The following is a 15,648-nucleotide window of genomic DNA, read 5'->3' on the forward strand; positions in this document are numbered from 1 at the left end:
TCTGGCATGAGATAGGAGCCTTCGCAGCAAGCTATGAAAACACCCAAACGATTACAGCCCTTGGTCGATGACGGCCTGATCGATGAGGTGCTGATGCAGTTGATGAGCGGCAAGGAAGCGCAGGTGTATGTGGTGCGCTGCGGCGGCGACACACGCTGTGCCAAAGTATTCAAGGAAGCCAAGCAGCGCAGTTTCAAGCAAGCGGTGCAATACCAGGAAGGGCGTAAAGAGCGTAACAGCCGCCGAGCGAGGGCCATGGCCAAGAAAACCCGCTACGGCCAGAAAGAGCAGGAGCAGGCGTGGCTCACCGCCGAGGTGGATGCGCTGTATCGCTTAGCCGCAGCTGATGTTCGTGTGCCAAAGCCCTATGGCTTTGTGGATGGCGTGTTGCTGATGGAGATGATTACCGACGCCGAAGGCGATGTAGCACCGCGCTTAGACGATGTTACCCTGACCGAAGAGCAAGCCTTACGCTATCACGCCAAAGTGATTCAAGACGTGGTGAAAATGCTCTGCGCGGGTCTGATTCACGGTGACCTATCTGAGTTCAACGTGCTGGTCGATGCCGATGGCCCAGTCATTATCGACTTGCCCCAAGCGGTAGACGCGGCCGGTAATAACAGCGCCGCCGCCATGCTGGAGCGCGATGTCGATAACATGCGCGCTTATTTTGGTCGCTTTGCTCCCGAGCTGCTCACTACTCACTACGGCAAGGAGATGTGGGCGCTTTATGAAGCGGGCGAGCTGCACCCCGATAGCAAACTCACCGGCCACTTCGAGTTTGATAGCCACATTGCCAACGTGGATGAGCTGATGGAAGTCATCGACGACGCCAAAGAGGAAGAAGCTGAGCGTCAGGCGCGAATGCGTGATGACGACGACGAGGATTAACCCCAATAGTGATAAACTGAGGCAACGCTTAGCAGAGTAAGTAGTTGGATGAAACGACTCTGCCATATCGCATAGCCGAAAGATCACCGGAGGGGAGTGTGAAGGGCAGCCGTTTCAGTGCAGGGAGAGCCAAGGCGCTTGTCTTATCGCTCAGTGTTGGTGCAGCAGGCGGTGTGCTGTTTCACATTTCGGGGCTGCCGCTGGCCTGGATGCTTGGCCCCTTGGTGGCGAACCTGCTGGTGTCTGCCAAAGGCGTGAAGGTTGAAGTGCCTGAGTCGCTGCGCAGCGTGTTTTTAGCGGTGATGGGCATGGTGCTCGGCAGCCAAGTCACGCCTGAGCTGGCCCACCGGGTGCTCGACTGGCCCGTTTCGGCCATGCTGCTGTTGGCGGGGGTAGCGGCGTCAACCGCCGTGGCGTCTGCCTGGTACCGCCGCTGTGGTTTCGACCCTGTCAGCGCTTGGTTTGGTGCCTCGCCGGGCGCCATGACCGCGATGATCCTACTGGGTGAGCGATGCGGCGGCGACCCGCAGCGCATTGCCATTGCCCAGTCGCTGCGTATCGTGCTGGTGATCCTCTTCCTACCGCCGCTGTTTTGGGCATTCGAAGGGGGAGAAGGTACGCTGGGCCCGGCAGAATCAGCACTCACCGATGGCTGGTTGTTGCTGGCTATTCCACTGTTGCTGCCGCTAGGGAAATGGCTACGCCTGCCAAGCCCCGCGCTGCTCGCTCCCTTGTTAGCCACCGCACTTCTCTCCGGGTTAGATATCGCCAGCCTCGCCCTGCCAAGCTGGGGCATGAACCTGATGCTCTGGGTGCTGGGCAGCGCCATTGGCTCGCGCTTTCAAGGTATGACGCGGCGGCTGTTGGGCCGCTACTTATGGCAGTCAGGCATTGCGACGCTGCTGGCCCTCGTCGTGTTGGCTGTTTTTGCCGAATTGATCCACCAAACAGTGGGGGTAGGGCGCGATGTTGCCTTGCTTGCTTTAGCCCCTGGCGGTATTGGTGAAATGGCGATACTCGCCGTCGCGCTCAACATTGACCCAGTGTTTGTGGCTTTTCATCACTTGCTGCGGATGGTCACCCTGATGATTGTTGCTCCCTTCTGGGCCCGCTGGCTAATGCGTCATCATCCTGACGCCTGACGTCGCGATCATTACGCTAACTCTCCTCCGCTGTACTCCCTTTTATCGCGTCATGTAAGGACTCTCCATGCTGTCACGTCTGCTCTCGCCGCTGTTCCGTTTTTTTGAGGAGCGCGTCAATCCCTATCCAGAGGGTGAGGTCACCACACCGCCCAAAGGGCTGTTGCCGTTTATCTGGCACTTTTCGCGCCCGGTGTGGCCGTGGCTGCTAGTGATGTCGCTGATTACGGCGGTGGTATCCGCCGCAGAGGTGGTGTTCTTTAGCTACATGGGCGATTTGGTGGATTGGTTGGGTGGCGTCGAGCGCGCCGATTTCTGGGCCAACCACGGCCTGTGGCTGGCGGGCCTTGGTTTGTTAGTGGTGGTGGGCCTGCCATTACTGGTGCTGGTGCAGTCGCTGGTCACTCACCAGAGCATTTTTGGCAACTACCCGATGATTGGCCGCTGGCTCTCTCATCGCCATATGCTCAGCCAGAGCCTGGCATTTTATCAAGATGAGTTTGCCGGGCGGGTATCGCAAAAAGTGATGCAAACCGCACTGGCGGTGCGTGAAACCGTTACGAAAGTGATGGATCTGATGGTGTACGCCATCGTCTATTTTACCGGGGCGGCCATTCTACTGGGCCGCGCTGATCCGTGGCTGCTGCTGCCGCTAGGTCTTTGGCTGATCGGCTATTTAGGCATCATGCGCTTTTTTGTGCCGCGCCTGCGGGATGTCTCTATGGCGCAGGCGGATGCTCGCGCGCAAATGACTGGCCGCGTGGTGGATAGCTACAGCAATATCCAGACTATCAAGCTGTTTGCCGATACTCAGCGCGAAGAGCGCTACGCCAAAGATGCTATGGAAGGCTTTATGGTCACCGTGCATCGCCAGATGCGCTTGGTCACGGTGATGAGCGTCTGCTTGACGCTGCTTAATACGCTGCTGCTGGTTGGCACGGCAGGCATGGCGATTGCAGCGTGGTACATGGAGGCGATCTCTCTGGGTGTGCTGGCCATCGCCATTGCCCTGGTGATGCGGATCCGTTTTATGTCCGACTGGATTTTATGGGAAGTCGCCGGGCTGTTTGAAAACATCGGCACGGTGCAGGATGGCATGAACACCATCGCCCAGGAGCCGACGGTGAAAGACGCTCCCAACGCCAAAGCGCTGACCGTGCCCAACGGCGAGATCGTCTTCGATACGCTGCGCTTCCAGTATGCCCAGGCAAAAGGGGAGAGCAAAAATGTGTTTGATGGGCTGAACCTGACCATCAAGCCCGGTGAAAAGATCGGCCTGATTGGCCGCTCCGGGGCGGGGAAATCGACCCTGGCGAACCTGTTGCTGCGCTTTTACGACCTGCAGGGCGGGCGCATTCTGATCGACGGACAAAACATTGCTGAGGTCACCCAGACCTCGCTGCGCCACCAGATCGGCATGGTGACCCAAGACACCTCGCTGCTGCACCGCTCGCTGCGGGACAACATCCGCTACGGCAGCCCGAATGCCAGCGATGCGGATGTCTGGCAGGCGGTATGCCGTGCCCATGCTGATACCTTCATCAACGACCTAGTCGACCCCAAAGGGCGGCGAGGTTTGGATGCTCATGTGGGTGAGCGGGGTGTGAAGCTCTCAGGCGGCCAGCGCCAGCGCATTGCCATCGCCCGGGTGCTGCTCAAAGATGCCCCCATCCTGGTGTTGGATGAAGCCACCTCGGCGCTGGATTCCGAGGTTGAAGCGGCGATTCAAGAGCAGTTGGATGCCTTGATGGAGGGCAAAACGGTGATTGCCATCGCCCATCGGCTCTCCACCATCGCCATGCTGGACCGTTTGATTGTGGTGGATGAAGGGCGCATGGTGGAGAGCGGCACCCACCAGGAGTTGCTCGCCCGAAACGGCATTTATGCAGGCCTTTGGCAGCGCCAGTCGGGAGGCTTTTTGGGTAACGACCTTGATCCTGATAACAACGCCCCCATTTGAGACTAGACCGGTCGCCTAGTAAGGGCGCTTTAACAGGAGGTACTGATGCAAGCTATCCAGCTTCAACAACCCGGCGGTTTAGATAAATTAAATGTTGTCGACGTGGCAGCCCCAGGGGAGCCAGGCCCTGGCGAGATCAAAGTGCGCCTGCACGCCAGCTCACTGAACTTTCACGACTACGCGGTCGTGGCGGGGATGATTCCCACCGACGATAAGCGCATCCCAATGTCGGATGGCGCGGGCGTGGTGGAATCCGTTGGCGAAGGTGTGGAAGAGTTTGCCGTGGGCGATGCGGTCGTCTCGACTTTCTTCCCTTACTGGCTGGAAGGCCCGGCGCGCGTAGGCGACTTCACCACCACGCCTGGCGATGGCGTCGATGGCTATGCTCGCGAGCAGGTGATTCGCCCGGCTGAGTGGTTTACTCGCCAGCCGCAAGGCTACAGCCATGCTGAGTCCTCCACGTTGACAACCGCCGGTTTAACCGCTTGGCGCGCGTTAGTCGTCGATGGCGGGCTGAAAGCGGGGGATACCGTGCTAGTGCTGGGCACTGGCGGCGTGTCTATCTTCGCGCTGCAGTTTGCCAAGATGATGGGCGCTCGCGTCATTGCTACCACTTCCTCCAACGAGAAGTTGGCGCGCCTTCGGGAGCTGGGGGCTGAGCACACGATCAACTACCGCGAAACGCCGGAGTGGGGCAAAGCGGTCAAAGCTCTCACCAATGGTGAAGGCGTGGATCACGTGGTTGAAATCGGCGGCCCGGGTACGCTGCCGCAATCCATTGACGCGGTGAAGATTGGCGGGCATATCTCACTGATTGGTGTTCTCACCGGGCGTGAAGGGGAAATTCCCACCGCCAAGCTCATGGCGAAACAGGCCAAGCTGCAGGGGCTGATTGTCGGTAGCCGTCGCCACCAGGTAGAGATGATTAACGCCATTGAAGCGGCTAACTTGAAACCGATTATTGATCGTGAGTTCGCGCTTACTGAGATCTCAGAGGCATTTCGTTACCAAGAGTCTGGCAAGCACTTTGGTAAAATCTGCCTGACCTTCTGATAATCAAGCGCTAACAATCGTACTACACGTCTGCATAGAAGGCGGGCGTGTAGTGCGTATCAACCATGTTGCCCTACTCTCCTAATCGGCTAAATACCACGCCTTTTACCTCAAGCTCCCAGATGTCGTCGTAAGGCACAGTGACGCCATCCATATCGCCAGGGTCGCCGGTACTGTTTTTAATCACGGTTTCGGGAATGACCTTCACTCCCATCACCCCGACATGCTGAATTCTTCCGCTGAACCGGTTGCCTTCCTGGTCAACGAGTACTCGCTCGCCAGCAATGCACTTTGCAAGCTTCTCGTGTAGTTCTGCCATAGTGACGTTAACCACGCTCATCGTTGCCTCCTGCGCATCGCTTGAAGTGTGAGTTACTTGGGTATAACGACTTTATTTTAGACGATAAGTTCGGCTAGCCCCGGGGGTATGGCATAAGGCATGCTAACCTTAATCTAGTTTACTGAATCGAGGCGGGATATGGCGCAAGGCTCAACGAACGCGGCTTTATCGCCATGGAACGTGGTGGCATTAGACACCTTTCAAACCCCTGAGCGCACTCAGGCGAGCCAGTGGCGGCGTAGCTGGCGAGCGGCCACCACCTGGATGATAGGCAAGGAAGCTTCCGAGCGCCAAGCGAAGCAGGAGAGTGAACTGCGCGCGCTGCCTGAAGTGAAGCTGGCGCATGTTGCGCCCCCCATTGACTGGATGCCCGCCACCGAACGCTTGAAACAGGCGCTGAAAGACTACGAAGATGCGCCGGTTGTGCTGTTTATTTCACCGCCTTACGGCGGGCACAGCACCGTGGTGAGCCAATGGGCTGCGCAACAGGATATTCCTTGCCTCACCGTACCCACGCTGAAAGAGCTAGTGGACGGCAGCCTAGCCTGGGTAGAAGACGCTACCCAGCTAAAGCGCTGGGCAATTCCTGCCTTGGAGTACCACTTTTTACGCCATACCAATGGCTTGCAAGGCGTTCGTGAGTTGCTTGAGCGTGCCTTGAGTGGGCGCCTGGGGCAGAGCGTGATGGGGTGCGACAGTTGGACCTACGCCTACTTACAGCATGCGGTGGGGCTGGAGGGCGTGCCGGTATTGACCCTCCAAGGGCTCGAAGGTGAACAGTTGGCCCACTATTTTTCCCAAGCAGCGGGGGAGTGCCCGACGGTGTACAGTACACGTACGGGAAAATCGATTCTCACCAGCGACAGTGATCAAAAAGTGGTCTTTAAAGAGCTGCAACGCCTAACGGCACACTGCCGGGGGCACCTGGGAATTGCCTGGCACTACTGGCGCGAGCGGCTGCGTGAGCCAGCAGAAGATTCGGATAGCAGTGATAACAATGGCCATAAACGTAGCGATAAAAGTAGCGATAAAGAGGATAGCGACACTTCTCAAGAACTGTGGCTACTGGACGCGCTGGCTGAAGCCGAACTACCCACAGATACCGGCGATCTAGCTACTTTACTGCTGCATACCCTGCTGATTCACGGCGGGCTAGAAGACCAAGCCTTAAAGCACGTGCTGCCCTTTTCTGACCACGAAGCGTTAAATGCACGCTTTGCCCTGGCGCGGCGCGGCATTCTTAGCAGCCAGCAGGGGCGCTGGCAGGTGGCTCCGCTTAGCTATGCCAGTGTGCGGCAGTTGCTTGAGTCGCGTAACTATCTCGTTGACCCGCTTTAGGAGCACTGATGGAAGACCAAGGGCAGTACGCCAAGCTGTTTAACGATATAGATAGCCAAACGCTGATCACGCTCGGCATTATCTTGGTCAGCACGATTCTACTGATTATTGTCAGCCAGCGTGGACTCAACTGGGTGGCGAATCGGCTGCACGGCCAAGTGCGCTTTCGGGTCTTTGCCCTAGTGCCACTCACCAGGCTGATCATTTTGATTGCCGCGCTCGCCATTGCCGTACCGATCATTATCGAGCCGTCGCTGCGCAATATGGTGACGCTGCTGGGGGCCATTGGGTTAGCCATAGGTTTTGCGCTGAAAGATTATGTCAGCAGCTTGATTGCCGGGGTGGTGTCTGCCGTCGAGCTGCCATACCGCCCTGGCGATTGGGTGAAGATTGAAGGCACCTACGGTGAGGTAAAGCACGTGGGGATGCGCACGGTGGAAGTACAAACGCCGGACGATGACTTGGTGGCCGTGCCGCATTTAAAGCTGTGGGACACCGCCATCTACAACGCCAACAACGGCGGCACCAGCCTACAGTGCGTGGCGAGTTTTTACCTTCATCCAGAGCATGAGGCCGGTTGGGTGCGCAAAGCGCTACGCGATGTAGCGCTGACCAGTGCTTACTTAAAGTTTGATAAGCCGATTATCGTGGTGGCGGAGGAGAAGCCCTGGGGCACCCATTACCGTATCCGTGCTTATCCCGTCGACCCCCGCCAGCAGTTTCTGTTTATCACTGACTTAACGGTGCGCGGCAAAGCAGTGCTAAGCACTGCTGGCATTCAACCAGCGCTGCTACCACCGGATGCCGCCCTAGATGCACGAGGTGCCGCTAGCTGATGACAACACCAACCACACTCTATATTGGATGGGACGTGGGCGGCTGGAACTGCGACAACAACTCTGCCAGCCGCGATGCGCTGGTGGTGCTGGATGACGCGCTCAATGTTATAGGCACGCCGTGGCGGGGAAACCTGCGCGTAACGCTAAATGACGCTACCTCTAGCCGTGATGTGATCAACCGGCTGCTGGCGCTGTGCCAATATGTGCCCAGTGGCAATGAGCGAGTGGCAATGGCGATTGATACGCCGTTAGCGCTTCCTCAGGCGCTTCTGGCACTTGCCCGTGGCGAGGCGGTGGATTCATTGGGCCGCTCCCAGGATAACCCTTATCTATACCGGGAGACTGAGCGCTGGCTATTCGCCCGAGGGGTCACGCCGCTTTCGCCGATTAAAGACATGATTGGCAGCCAAGCCACCAAAGGCATGCACTTTCTAGCACGGTTTGCTCCGCATATAACGGCCTGCGGGCAGTGGCACTCGGTAGCGGGGGAGCTGTGTGCGGTCGAAGGTTATCCGTCGCCCGCTAAACGGTCGGCTGGGTTTGCGGCGCTGCGTCAGCGCGTGTACATGCCTGAAACATTGCACGCCATGCTCCATCAACCAACGCCAAAGCAGCAGGATATTCACGATGCTTGGCACTGTGCGCTACTGGCGTGGAGCTTGGAGCATGCAAAAGAGAGCGTGGCTTGGCCGCCAGCAGAGATGCCAGCGGCCGAAGGGTGGATCTTTGTACCGAGGGATGCGTTAAGCGAATAGCCGTTTAAGCGTTCTCTTCCGGCAGCTCCGCGCTGTGGAAGACGTTTTGCACATCGTCTAGCTCTTCCAGCATGCCAAGGAATTTTTCAAACATCGCCACATCATCGCCTTCAATTGGCGTGGTGGTTTGCGGCAGGAACTGGATCTCATCCGTTTCAAAGTCGATTTCGCCGAAAGCATCCAGCAGTGCCTGCTTGGCTTTGGCGTAGTCGGTATGCGGGGCAAACACCGTGATGCGGCCCTCTTCCTGCTCAATATCGGTGACATCCACATCTGCTTCCATCAGCGCTTCCAGTACGGCTTCTTCATCGCTGCCGTTAAAGGAGAAAATTGCGCAGTGGTCGAACATGTGGCTGACGCTGCCCGGCGTGCCGATCTTGCTCTTGGTTTTGGTGAAGCAGCCGCGTACATCGCCAAAGGTGCGGTTGGGGTTGTCGGTCAAGCAGTCGACAATCACCATGGCGTTGCCGGGGCCAAAGCCCTCGTAGCGTGCCGGAGAGAAGTCTTCGCCTCCTGCGCCGCTGGCTTTGTCCAGGGCTTTATCAATGACGTGGGACGGCACCTGGTCTTTCTTGGCACGCTCCATCAAACCGCGCAGCGCGAGGTTACCGTTGGGGTCCGTGCCGCCCGCTTTGGCACAGACGTAAATTTCACGCCCATACTTGCTGTAAACCTTGGTTTTCGCAGCGGCCGTTTTGGCCATGGATTCCTTACGGTTTTGAAACGCCCTACCCATATTGAAGTCCTTTATTAGCCATGAACCGCCTGCATGGCAGGCGTCATCGTTTTCAAAAAGGGGAAAATTTTACCCAACAGCGTACCATGCTAACAGCGTTATTTAAGCGCCTGGGTGGTTTCCCCTACGGTTAAAAGACATGCTACAGGCAACAACACAAGAATTGGCCTTAGCTTAGGCAAGCGCTGTCGTATACTGGCCAGCTCATAACGATGCTATCCATGGAGGAGAAAATGCCGCTGACACTCTGGCTTTCGCTGGCTGCCATTTGTGCGATGGGGGCCATGTCGCCTGGGCCAAGCTTAGCATTGGTGCTACGCCACACTTTGGGGGGTGGTCGCGTGCCGGGAATGACCGCCGCGATCTTTCATGCCTTAGGCGTAGGGTTTTACGCGTTGCTCACCGTGCTGGGCTTGGGCGCTGTAATGGTACGCTTTCCCGAGCTTTTTCAGCTGATTACATGGTTTGGTGCTGCCTACCTGGCGTGGCTGGGGATAAAAGCGTTGCGGGCGGGCCGGGGTGGCGCGCTTACGCCGGGCGCCGTGGCCACCACACCGCGTCAGGCGGCCAAAGAGGCAGTGTTGGTGGCACTGGGCAACCCTAAGCTGATCATCTTTTTTGTGGCGCTATTAAGCCAGTTTGTCACCCCCGAGATGAGCCTACTCGCCAAGGCGATTATCGTGGCCACGGCTATTATTATTGATGGTGGCTGGTACGTGCTGGTGGCCGTAGGGCTTTCTCACTCTCGGGTGCTGCCGTGGCTGCAGCGCCACGCCCACTGGATTAACCGCATTACCGGCGTACTGTTGATTGCGCTGGCGCTGCGTGTGGTGGCGGGGCCCATAATTTAATTTCCACGCTGGTGTCACTACCGTTGCCATGGCAAGGTAAGGCGCATGCTGGTAAAGGCATTTAGAGGCCTGGCGATGACGATTTACGAGCAGGATTGTTATACCCACCAGGGTGAGCCTTTTAACCTGCGCGCACTGCGCGGGCAGGTACTGCTGGTGGTGAATGTGGCCAGCCAGTGCGGCTTCACTCCTCAGTTAAAAGAGCTTGAGGGGCTTTATCAGCGCTATCGGGATCGCGGCTTTATGGTGTTGGGCTTTCCCTGCAACCAGTTTGGGCGCCAGTCGCCCGAGAGTGCCGAGGCGTTCTGCGCCTTTGGCGAGCAGCAGTTCGGGGTGAGCTTTCCGCTGCTGGAAAAGGTGAAAGTCAACGGCTCCGATGCTCACCCGCTATTTGTACAGCTCAAGCGGGAGGCGCCAGGGATTTTGGGCACCAAAGCTGTAAAGTGGAATTTCACCAAGTTTCTGGTAGGCCGAGATGGCAAGGTCATCGCCCGCTTTGGCCCCAAGGATCATGGGTTAACGCTGCGCTTAGCCCTTGAAGCCGCACTGGATAAAGAGTGAATCAGCCAGCCGCTAAACCTCCCCGCGCGCGACCATCAAGCGTTGCATTAGCTCGGTCCAGCGATGGCGAACCATCATGGTCGTCAATCCCGAAAAGAGTGCCCAGCTTTTGCGCCGCCAGCCTTTCAGTTTCAGATTGTGGTTCACCAGCTGCTTCATCAGTTTGTAGTCATCGAACTTGCGCCACTCACTGGCAACCGATAGCTGGTGGCGTGACATCACCGGCGCCAGCTCCAGGCGTAGCATCCACTCAAGCTCTTTGAGCGACATCTTGTGCTGCTCAATCACCTCAATCATATGGGCGTAGTCGCGCTCGCTGGGTTCGCGGTCAAGCCAGAGAGGGGCAAGTGCTAGCCACAAATCGCCCCGCTCATCGACTAGCTGCTGTGCATTCATTAAAGATCCCGTCGGCAAGTGGTGGGCAGGCCGCTATCCTGCCGCGAATGGCGGATAAGCTCAAGAGCGGACAGGGCGCGCCGAGACCGCTAGAATACCCTCATTGATAACTCGGCACTGCCGTGCCGAACGCAATACTCATCTGATGAAGGGGTCGAATGTGATCATTAAACCGAAAGTGCGTGGCTTTATCTGCACCACCACCCACCCGAAAGGCTGCGAGCAGAACGTTCTCGAGCAGATCGAAGCGACCCGCGCCCGTGGTTTGGATAAAAGCCAAGGCCCGAAGAAAGTGCTGGTGATCGGTGCCTCTAGCGGTTACGGCCTAGCGGCGCGTATTACCGCCGCCTTTGGTTACGGCGCCGACACTCTGGGGGTGTTTTTTGAAAAGCCGGGCACCGAGAAGAAGCCGGGCACCGCTGGCTGGTACAACAGCGCCGCGTTCGATAAGTTTGCCAAGCAGGAAGGTCTGTACAGCAAATCCATTAATGGCGATGCGTTCTCCCACGAAGCGCGGGAAAAAGCCATTGAGCTGATCAAGCAGGACATGGGCGAGATTGATCTCGTGGTCTACTCGCTGGCCTCTCCCGTGCGTAAGCTACCTGACAGCGGTGAGCTAAAGCGCTCCAGCCTAAAGCCGATTGGTGAGACCTACCGCGCCACGGCGATCGATACCAATAAAGACGCCATTATTGAAGCCGAAGTGGAACCGGCCACCCAGCAAGAGATCGACGACACCATCACCGTGATGGGCGGCGAAGATTGGGAGCTGTGGATGAGCGCGCTGGATGATGCGGGCGTGCTGGCCAAAGGCGCGCGCAGCGTGGCGTTTAGCTACATCGGCACCGAAATTACCTGGCCGATCTACTGGCACGGTGCCCTGGGTAAAGCCAAAGAGGACCTGGACCGCGCAGCGTCCGCCATCGATGCCAAGCTCAAAGAGAGCGGCGGTGGTGCCAACGTGGCCGTGCTGAAATCCGTGGTGACCCAGGCCAGCGCCGCGATCCCCGTGATGCCGCTGTATATCGCCATGGTCTACCGCATCATGAAAGAGCAGGGCCTCCACGAAGGCACCATTGACCAGCTGAACCGCCTGTTCGGCGAGCGTCTTTACTCCGGCCAGACCGGCGAAATGGTCACCGATGACCACGGTCGCCTGCGTTTGGACGACTGGGAACTGCGCGACGACGTTCAAAAAGCCTGCCAAGATCTCTGGCCGGAAGTCACCACCGAGAACTTATTCGACATTACCGACTATGCTGGTTACAAGCATGAGTTTTTGAAGCTGTTTGGCTTCGAGCGTAACGACGTAGATTACGACGCCGATGTGAACCCGGAAGTCGAGTTTGATGTCGTGACACTATAGGGCAACGCGCGACGGGTAACGCTTGCCGCCGCGCTGTTGATCATCTAACCGGATAGGATGAGGTGCTGTATGGATACCAGAGAGAGCAAGACCCGGGAAGAAGAGAAAGAGCATATGCTGAGCGAGCGCTTACCCGAAGATTTCGAGACCTCGCAGCCTCAGCAGCAACCAGAAGCGAAAAAGCCCGCTAATGGGCTGCATAAAATGCTGCCGTTAATCATCGTGATTATGGGCATCATCGTCGCTGGCATTGTGATGCTGGGGCTAGGCAATAGCGGCGGCTAAATCTTGCGCTTTTGCGGTGCATATTGCCGGGCCTATGGTCCGGCAGTATGCGTTTAAGCCCCCCTGGTTTTGCATTCTGGGCGATGACTACGCCAAGTGATGATTTTAATGTTTGTAAGCTTTTGCACCTATCTCCTGCTAAAAGTCCGTTAACCTAAGTACAACGTTACTGTTTCTTGCCGTTTTACGTTGCGTTCAAGCGCTGTGGTTAACTAGCTTGCAAAGTGTACTTCAGGAAAAAGTGCACTTCAGCAAAAGGAGAAAGGGTATGAAACGGACAGCACTCGCAGTAGCCATTGGTACAGTATGTGCCGGATTGTCAGGCATCGCTTTTGCCCAAAATGATGATCAGACTGACGCATCGACCACCCGGGACATGTCGCAACAGCGACAGAACGAAGTGGCCGAACAGCAGCGCCAAAACGGCCAAACCCCAGATGGCAACGAGACGATGGATGTCACGGTTGACCAAGCGCCTGCGGATGTTCAGGTGCAGCAGGAGTCGCCCAACATCACGGTCGAACAGTCAAAACCTGACGTCACCATCGAGCAGCCTAAGCCCGACGTGACCATTGAACAGCCCGAGCCGGAAGTGACGGTGGAAGAGGCGGAGCCGAACGTCACCGTTGAGCAGCGCGGCGAACCGGAGGTGACTATTGAGCAGGCTGACACTGCAGAGGTAGAGGTTAACCGGGATAACGAAGGGCGCGATCAAGAACAGACGTCAGCGCAGCAGCAGAATCAACAAGTCGTGCAGGAAGACGTTCAGCAAAGCGACCAGGGCAACTCGCTGATGGCGGAGCGCGCACGGGACCTGGAAGGCATGAGCGTCGCTAACCAACAGGGTGATGAAGTGGGTGAAATCCAGCACATTGCCCGTCATCAAGAGAGTGGCGAGCTGTTTGCGATTGTCTCGATTGGCGGCATCTGGGGCTTCGGCGCTAGTGATGTAGCGCTCCCCGTGAAAGAGATGCAGCGCGAAGGAGACCAGTTGGTCGTCAACACCGACTACGGTAGCGAAGAGATCGAAGCGTCCGCCGACGAATACCGCGAGAGTGACTACCAGTTTATTGATAACCAAACGACGCTTTCAGACGCGGAAGAGAACAGGTAACACTCACTCGCTATAGCCCTGCGACGTCTTTTTTGAGATAGCGATAGCAGGCGCTGCCTTCAGTGGCACAATTGGGTAAGATGTTGGTAACACAAATGACCCAGTTAGCCAGCGGCGGTTTTCATGCAGCGCAATAGGCAGTACAGCGAACCCACATGCACTCCAGTACGTTAACGCCACCCCCTAGCAACCGCAGGCGGGTGGCGTTTGTGCTGCTGCCGGGGTTTTCGCTGTTGGCTCACGCCAGCGCTATTGAGCCGCTGCAAATGGCCAATCAGCTGAGCGGCCAGATGCTTTACCACACCGTTACCCTCAGCCTAGATGAAGAGCCCGTGCGCAGCGGCGCGCAGCTTTCGCTCATCGCGCAGCATGCGTTAGGAGCCCCCCTTGGCCCGCTGGATTTACTGCTGGTGTGTGCGCCTACGCCGCTACCCTACGTATTGCCCGCGAAGCTCAATGAGTGGCTGCGTAGCCATCATGGCCGTGGCGTTGCTATCGGCGGTTTGGCCGGAGGCACCGAGGTGCTCGCCCGCTGTGGTTTGCTAGAAGGCTACCGCGCTACCTTGCCTTGGCAGCGCTTCGATGCGTTTGCCCAAGCCTATCCCCAGGTGACGCTCTCCCAACAGCTGTTTGAAATTGATCGTGACCGCCTGACCTGCGCGGGCGGCACCGCCGCTATGGATATGATGCTCACGCTAATTGGCAAGCATCACGGCCCGCGCTTGGCCGAGCAAGTCTCTGAACAGTTCGTCTGCGACCGCATTCGATTGGCTGATGAGCGCCAGCACGTTCCGCTGCGTAACCGTTTGGGACACGCCCCCCAAAGCTTGGTGGATGCGGTCACCCTAATGGAAGCCAATATCGAAGAGCCGCTCTCGACGCTGGAACTGGCCGAGCATTTGGGGATCTCCCGGCGTCAGTTGGAGCGATTATTCAAGAAGTACCTGCAGGCGGTGCCCAGCCGCTACTACCTCGACCTGCGTTTGCAGGAGGCACGCAAACAGCTGCGTGAGAGCGACCGGGCCGTCGGTGATATTGCCTTTGCCACTGGGTTTTCTTCAGGGGCACACTTCTCAACCGCCTACCGTCACCATTTCGGCATGACGCCGAGAGAGGAGCGGCTCGGTTAATGCTTTACGTCAGTGTATCCACGATGCCGCCCTCTACGCGAAGCGCGGCACCGGTAGTGGCACTGGCCTGTGGCGAGGCTGCATAGACGCTCATGTGGGCGACTTCTTCGGGCGTCGCCAAGCGCTGAATGATCGACGACGGACGGTTCTCTTTGACGAAACGCGCTTCTACTTCCTGCTGCGAGATACCCTCTTTCTGAGCGATGTCGCTGAGCATGTTCAACACGCCCTCTGAGCGCGTGGGTCCTGGCAGAATAGCGTTGACTGTGACTTGGGTGCCACTCAATACTTTTGCCAGTCCTCGTGAAATGGACAGTAGCGCAGACTTTGTCATGCCGTAGTGAACCATTTCACTGGGAATGTTGATCCCGGATTCGCTGGACACGAACTGGATGCGGCCCCAATCGCGCTCACGCATGCCCTTGGCGTAATGACGCGACAAACGAACCGCACTCATGATGTTAACATCGAAGAATTGTTGCCAAGTGGCGTCATCTACGTCGAAGAAGTCTTGTGGGCCAAAGATGCCTACGTTATTGATAAGGATGTCGGTCTCGGGCTGCTGGTCAATCAGAGCCTGACACCCTTCTGCAGTACCTAGATCGGCGGCTACCCCGGTCGCTCGGGCCTCGGGCAGGCGCTTTTTTAGGGCAGCGATGGCATCATCCACCCGCTGCTGCGTGCGCCCGGTAACGACTATTTCTGCGCCCGCGTTGGCCAGTCCTTCTGCGATGGCATAGCCGATACCGGCGGTAGATCCGGTGATAATGGCATGCTTGCCGCGTAGATCGATCTTCATGGTTCAGCTCCTTGGGTCAAAAATGTCCGTGCCGCTCCACAAGGCACCAGTGAATGCCCTACTAGTGACAATGGGGCGCTTTAGACATTCTT

General features: G+C 57.4%; 17 protein-coding genes. 13 read left to right on the top strand and 4 right to left on the bottom strand.

Features of this window, described 5'->3' with window-relative positions:
* Positions 1-33: 33 nt before the first annotated feature.
* The 4 genes from ACIGG6_RS07355 (at position 34) to ACIGG6_RS07370 (ending at position 5,046) form a co-directional block, all read left to right on the top strand.
* Positions 34-891, top strand: coding sequence for a PA4780 family RIO1-like protein kinase (locus tag ACIGG6_RS07355; RefSeq protein ID WP_253506838.1), 858 nt, complete (start codon positions 34-36; stop codon positions 889-891).
* A 98-nt stretch (positions 892-989) separates the two neighbouring features.
* Positions 990-2,033, top strand: coding sequence for an AbrB family transcriptional regulator (locus ACIGG6_RS07360; protein ID WP_399843562.1), 1,044 nt, complete (start codon positions 990-992; stop codon positions 2,031-2,033).
* A gap of 67 nt (positions 2,034-2,100) precedes the next feature.
* Entirely contained in the window at positions 2,101-3,993 is a 1,893-nt protein-coding gene (locus ACIGG6_RS07365; protein ID WP_399843563.1) for an ABC transporter ATP-binding protein, read from the top strand.
* A gap of 45 nt (positions 3,994-4,038) precedes the next feature.
* The gene (locus tag ACIGG6_RS07370; protein ID WP_399843566.1) at positions 4,039-5,046 is read left to right on the top strand and encodes an NAD(P)-dependent alcohol dehydrogenase; all 1,008 of its coding nucleotides are present in this window, start codon (positions 4,039-4,041) and stop codon (positions 5,044-5,046) included.
* Positions 5,047-5,119: 73 nt separating this feature from the next.
* Here the strand turns inward: ACIGG6_RS07370 and ACIGG6_RS07375 are convergent, their stop codons facing one another.
* Entirely contained in the window at positions 5,120-5,386 is a 267-nt protein-coding gene (locus ACIGG6_RS07375) for a hypothetical protein (RefSeq protein ID WP_083024823.1), read from the bottom strand.
* Between the two features lie 138 nt (positions 5,387-5,524).
* Between ACIGG6_RS07375 and ACIGG6_RS07380 the strand changes: the two genes are divergently transcribed.
* From ACIGG6_RS07380 to ACIGG6_RS07390, 3 genes are read left to right on the top strand one after another with little or no spacing between them, the layout of a single operon-like run.
* On the top strand, positions 5,525-6,724 hold the full coding sequence (locus tag ACIGG6_RS07380) for a hypothetical protein (RefSeq protein ID WP_253504926.1): 1,200 nt from the start codon (positions 5,525-5,527) through the stop codon (positions 6,722-6,724).
* A gap of 8 nt (positions 6,725-6,732) precedes the next feature.
* Positions 6,733-7,560, top strand: a complete 828-nt coding sequence (locus tag ACIGG6_RS07385; RefSeq protein WP_399843569.1) for a mechanosensitive ion channel family protein — start codon at positions 6,733-6,735, stop codon at positions 7,558-7,560.
* A complete protein-coding gene (locus tag ACIGG6_RS07390) occupies positions 7,560-8,318 on the top strand; it encodes a DUF429 domain-containing protein (RefSeq protein WP_399843571.1) in 759 nt (252 codons plus the stop codon). The genes ACIGG6_RS07385 and ACIGG6_RS07390 overlap by 1 nt, the downstream gene beginning before the upstream one ends.
* A gap of 4 nt (positions 8,319-8,322) precedes the next feature.
* Here the strand turns inward: ACIGG6_RS07390 and ACIGG6_RS07395 are convergent, their stop codons facing one another.
* A complete protein-coding gene (locus ACIGG6_RS07395) occupies positions 8,323-9,054 on the bottom strand; it encodes a YebC/PmpR family DNA-binding transcriptional regulator (protein WP_083024829.1) in 732 nt (243 codons plus the stop codon).
* A 233-nt stretch (positions 9,055-9,287) separates the two neighbouring features.
* On the opposite strand from ACIGG6_RS07395, the gene ACIGG6_RS07400 reads away from it, so the two are divergent.
* Together ACIGG6_RS07400 and ACIGG6_RS07405 are read left to right on the top strand one after the other, a co-directional pair.
* Positions 9,288-9,905, top strand: coding sequence for a LysE family translocator (locus tag ACIGG6_RS07400; protein WP_253504916.1), 618 nt, complete (start codon positions 9,288-9,290; stop codon positions 9,903-9,905).
* Between the two features lie 75 nt (positions 9,906-9,980).
* Positions 9,981-10,466, top strand: coding sequence for a glutathione peroxidase (locus ACIGG6_RS07405; RefSeq protein ID WP_399843728.1), 486 nt, complete (start codon positions 9,981-9,983; stop codon positions 10,464-10,466).
* Positions 10,467-10,478: 12 nt separating this feature from the next.
* On the opposite strand, the gene ACIGG6_RS07410 is transcribed toward ACIGG6_RS07405, so the two are convergent.
* Entirely contained in the window at positions 10,479-10,862 is a 384-nt protein-coding gene (locus ACIGG6_RS07410) for a DUF7079 family protein (protein ID WP_044629259.1), read from the bottom strand.
* Positions 10,863-11,022: 160 nt separating this feature from the next.
* Between ACIGG6_RS07410 and fabV the strand changes: the two genes are divergently transcribed.
* The 4 genes from fabV (at position 11,023) to ACIGG6_RS07430 (ending at position 14,757) form a co-directional block, all read left to right on the top strand.
* On the top strand, positions 11,023-12,228 hold the full coding sequence (fabV, locus tag ACIGG6_RS07415; protein WP_083024832.1) for an enoyl-ACP reductase FabV: 1,206 nt from the start codon (positions 11,023-11,025) through the stop codon (positions 12,226-12,228).
* 69 nt (positions 12,229-12,297) lie between these two features.
* The gene (locus ACIGG6_RS07420) at positions 12,298-12,513 is read left to right on the top strand and encodes a hypothetical protein (RefSeq protein ID WP_083024833.1); all 216 of its coding nucleotides are present in this window, start codon (positions 12,298-12,300) and stop codon (positions 12,511-12,513) included.
* A gap of 268 nt (positions 12,514-12,781) precedes the next feature.
* Positions 12,782-13,627: a PRC-barrel domain-containing protein gene (locus ACIGG6_RS07425; RefSeq protein ID WP_399843576.1), complete on the top strand. Its 846-nt coding sequence runs from the start codon at positions 12,782-12,784 to the stop codon at positions 13,625-13,627.
* Between the two features lie 155 nt (positions 13,628-13,782).
* A complete protein-coding gene (locus tag ACIGG6_RS07430; RefSeq protein WP_253504913.1) occupies positions 13,783-14,757 on the top strand; it encodes a GlxA family transcriptional regulator in 975 nt (324 codons plus the stop codon).
* A gap of 4 nt (positions 14,758-14,761) precedes the next feature.
* Here ACIGG6_RS07430 and ACIGG6_RS07435 read toward each other — a convergent pair whose 3' ends face one another.
* Positions 14,762-15,556 (bottom strand): SDR family NAD(P)-dependent oxidoreductase, encoded by a 795-nt coding sequence (locus tag ACIGG6_RS07435; protein WP_253017887.1) that lies wholly within the window; start codon positions 15,554-15,556, stop codon positions 14,762-14,764.
* Positions 15,557-15,648 lie beyond the last annotated feature (92 nt).

The sequence above is a fragment of the Vreelandella lionensis genome, assembly GCF_044543515.1.
Lineage (GTDB): Bacteria > Pseudomonadota > Gammaproteobacteria > Pseudomonadales > Halomonadaceae > Vreelandella > Vreelandella lionensis.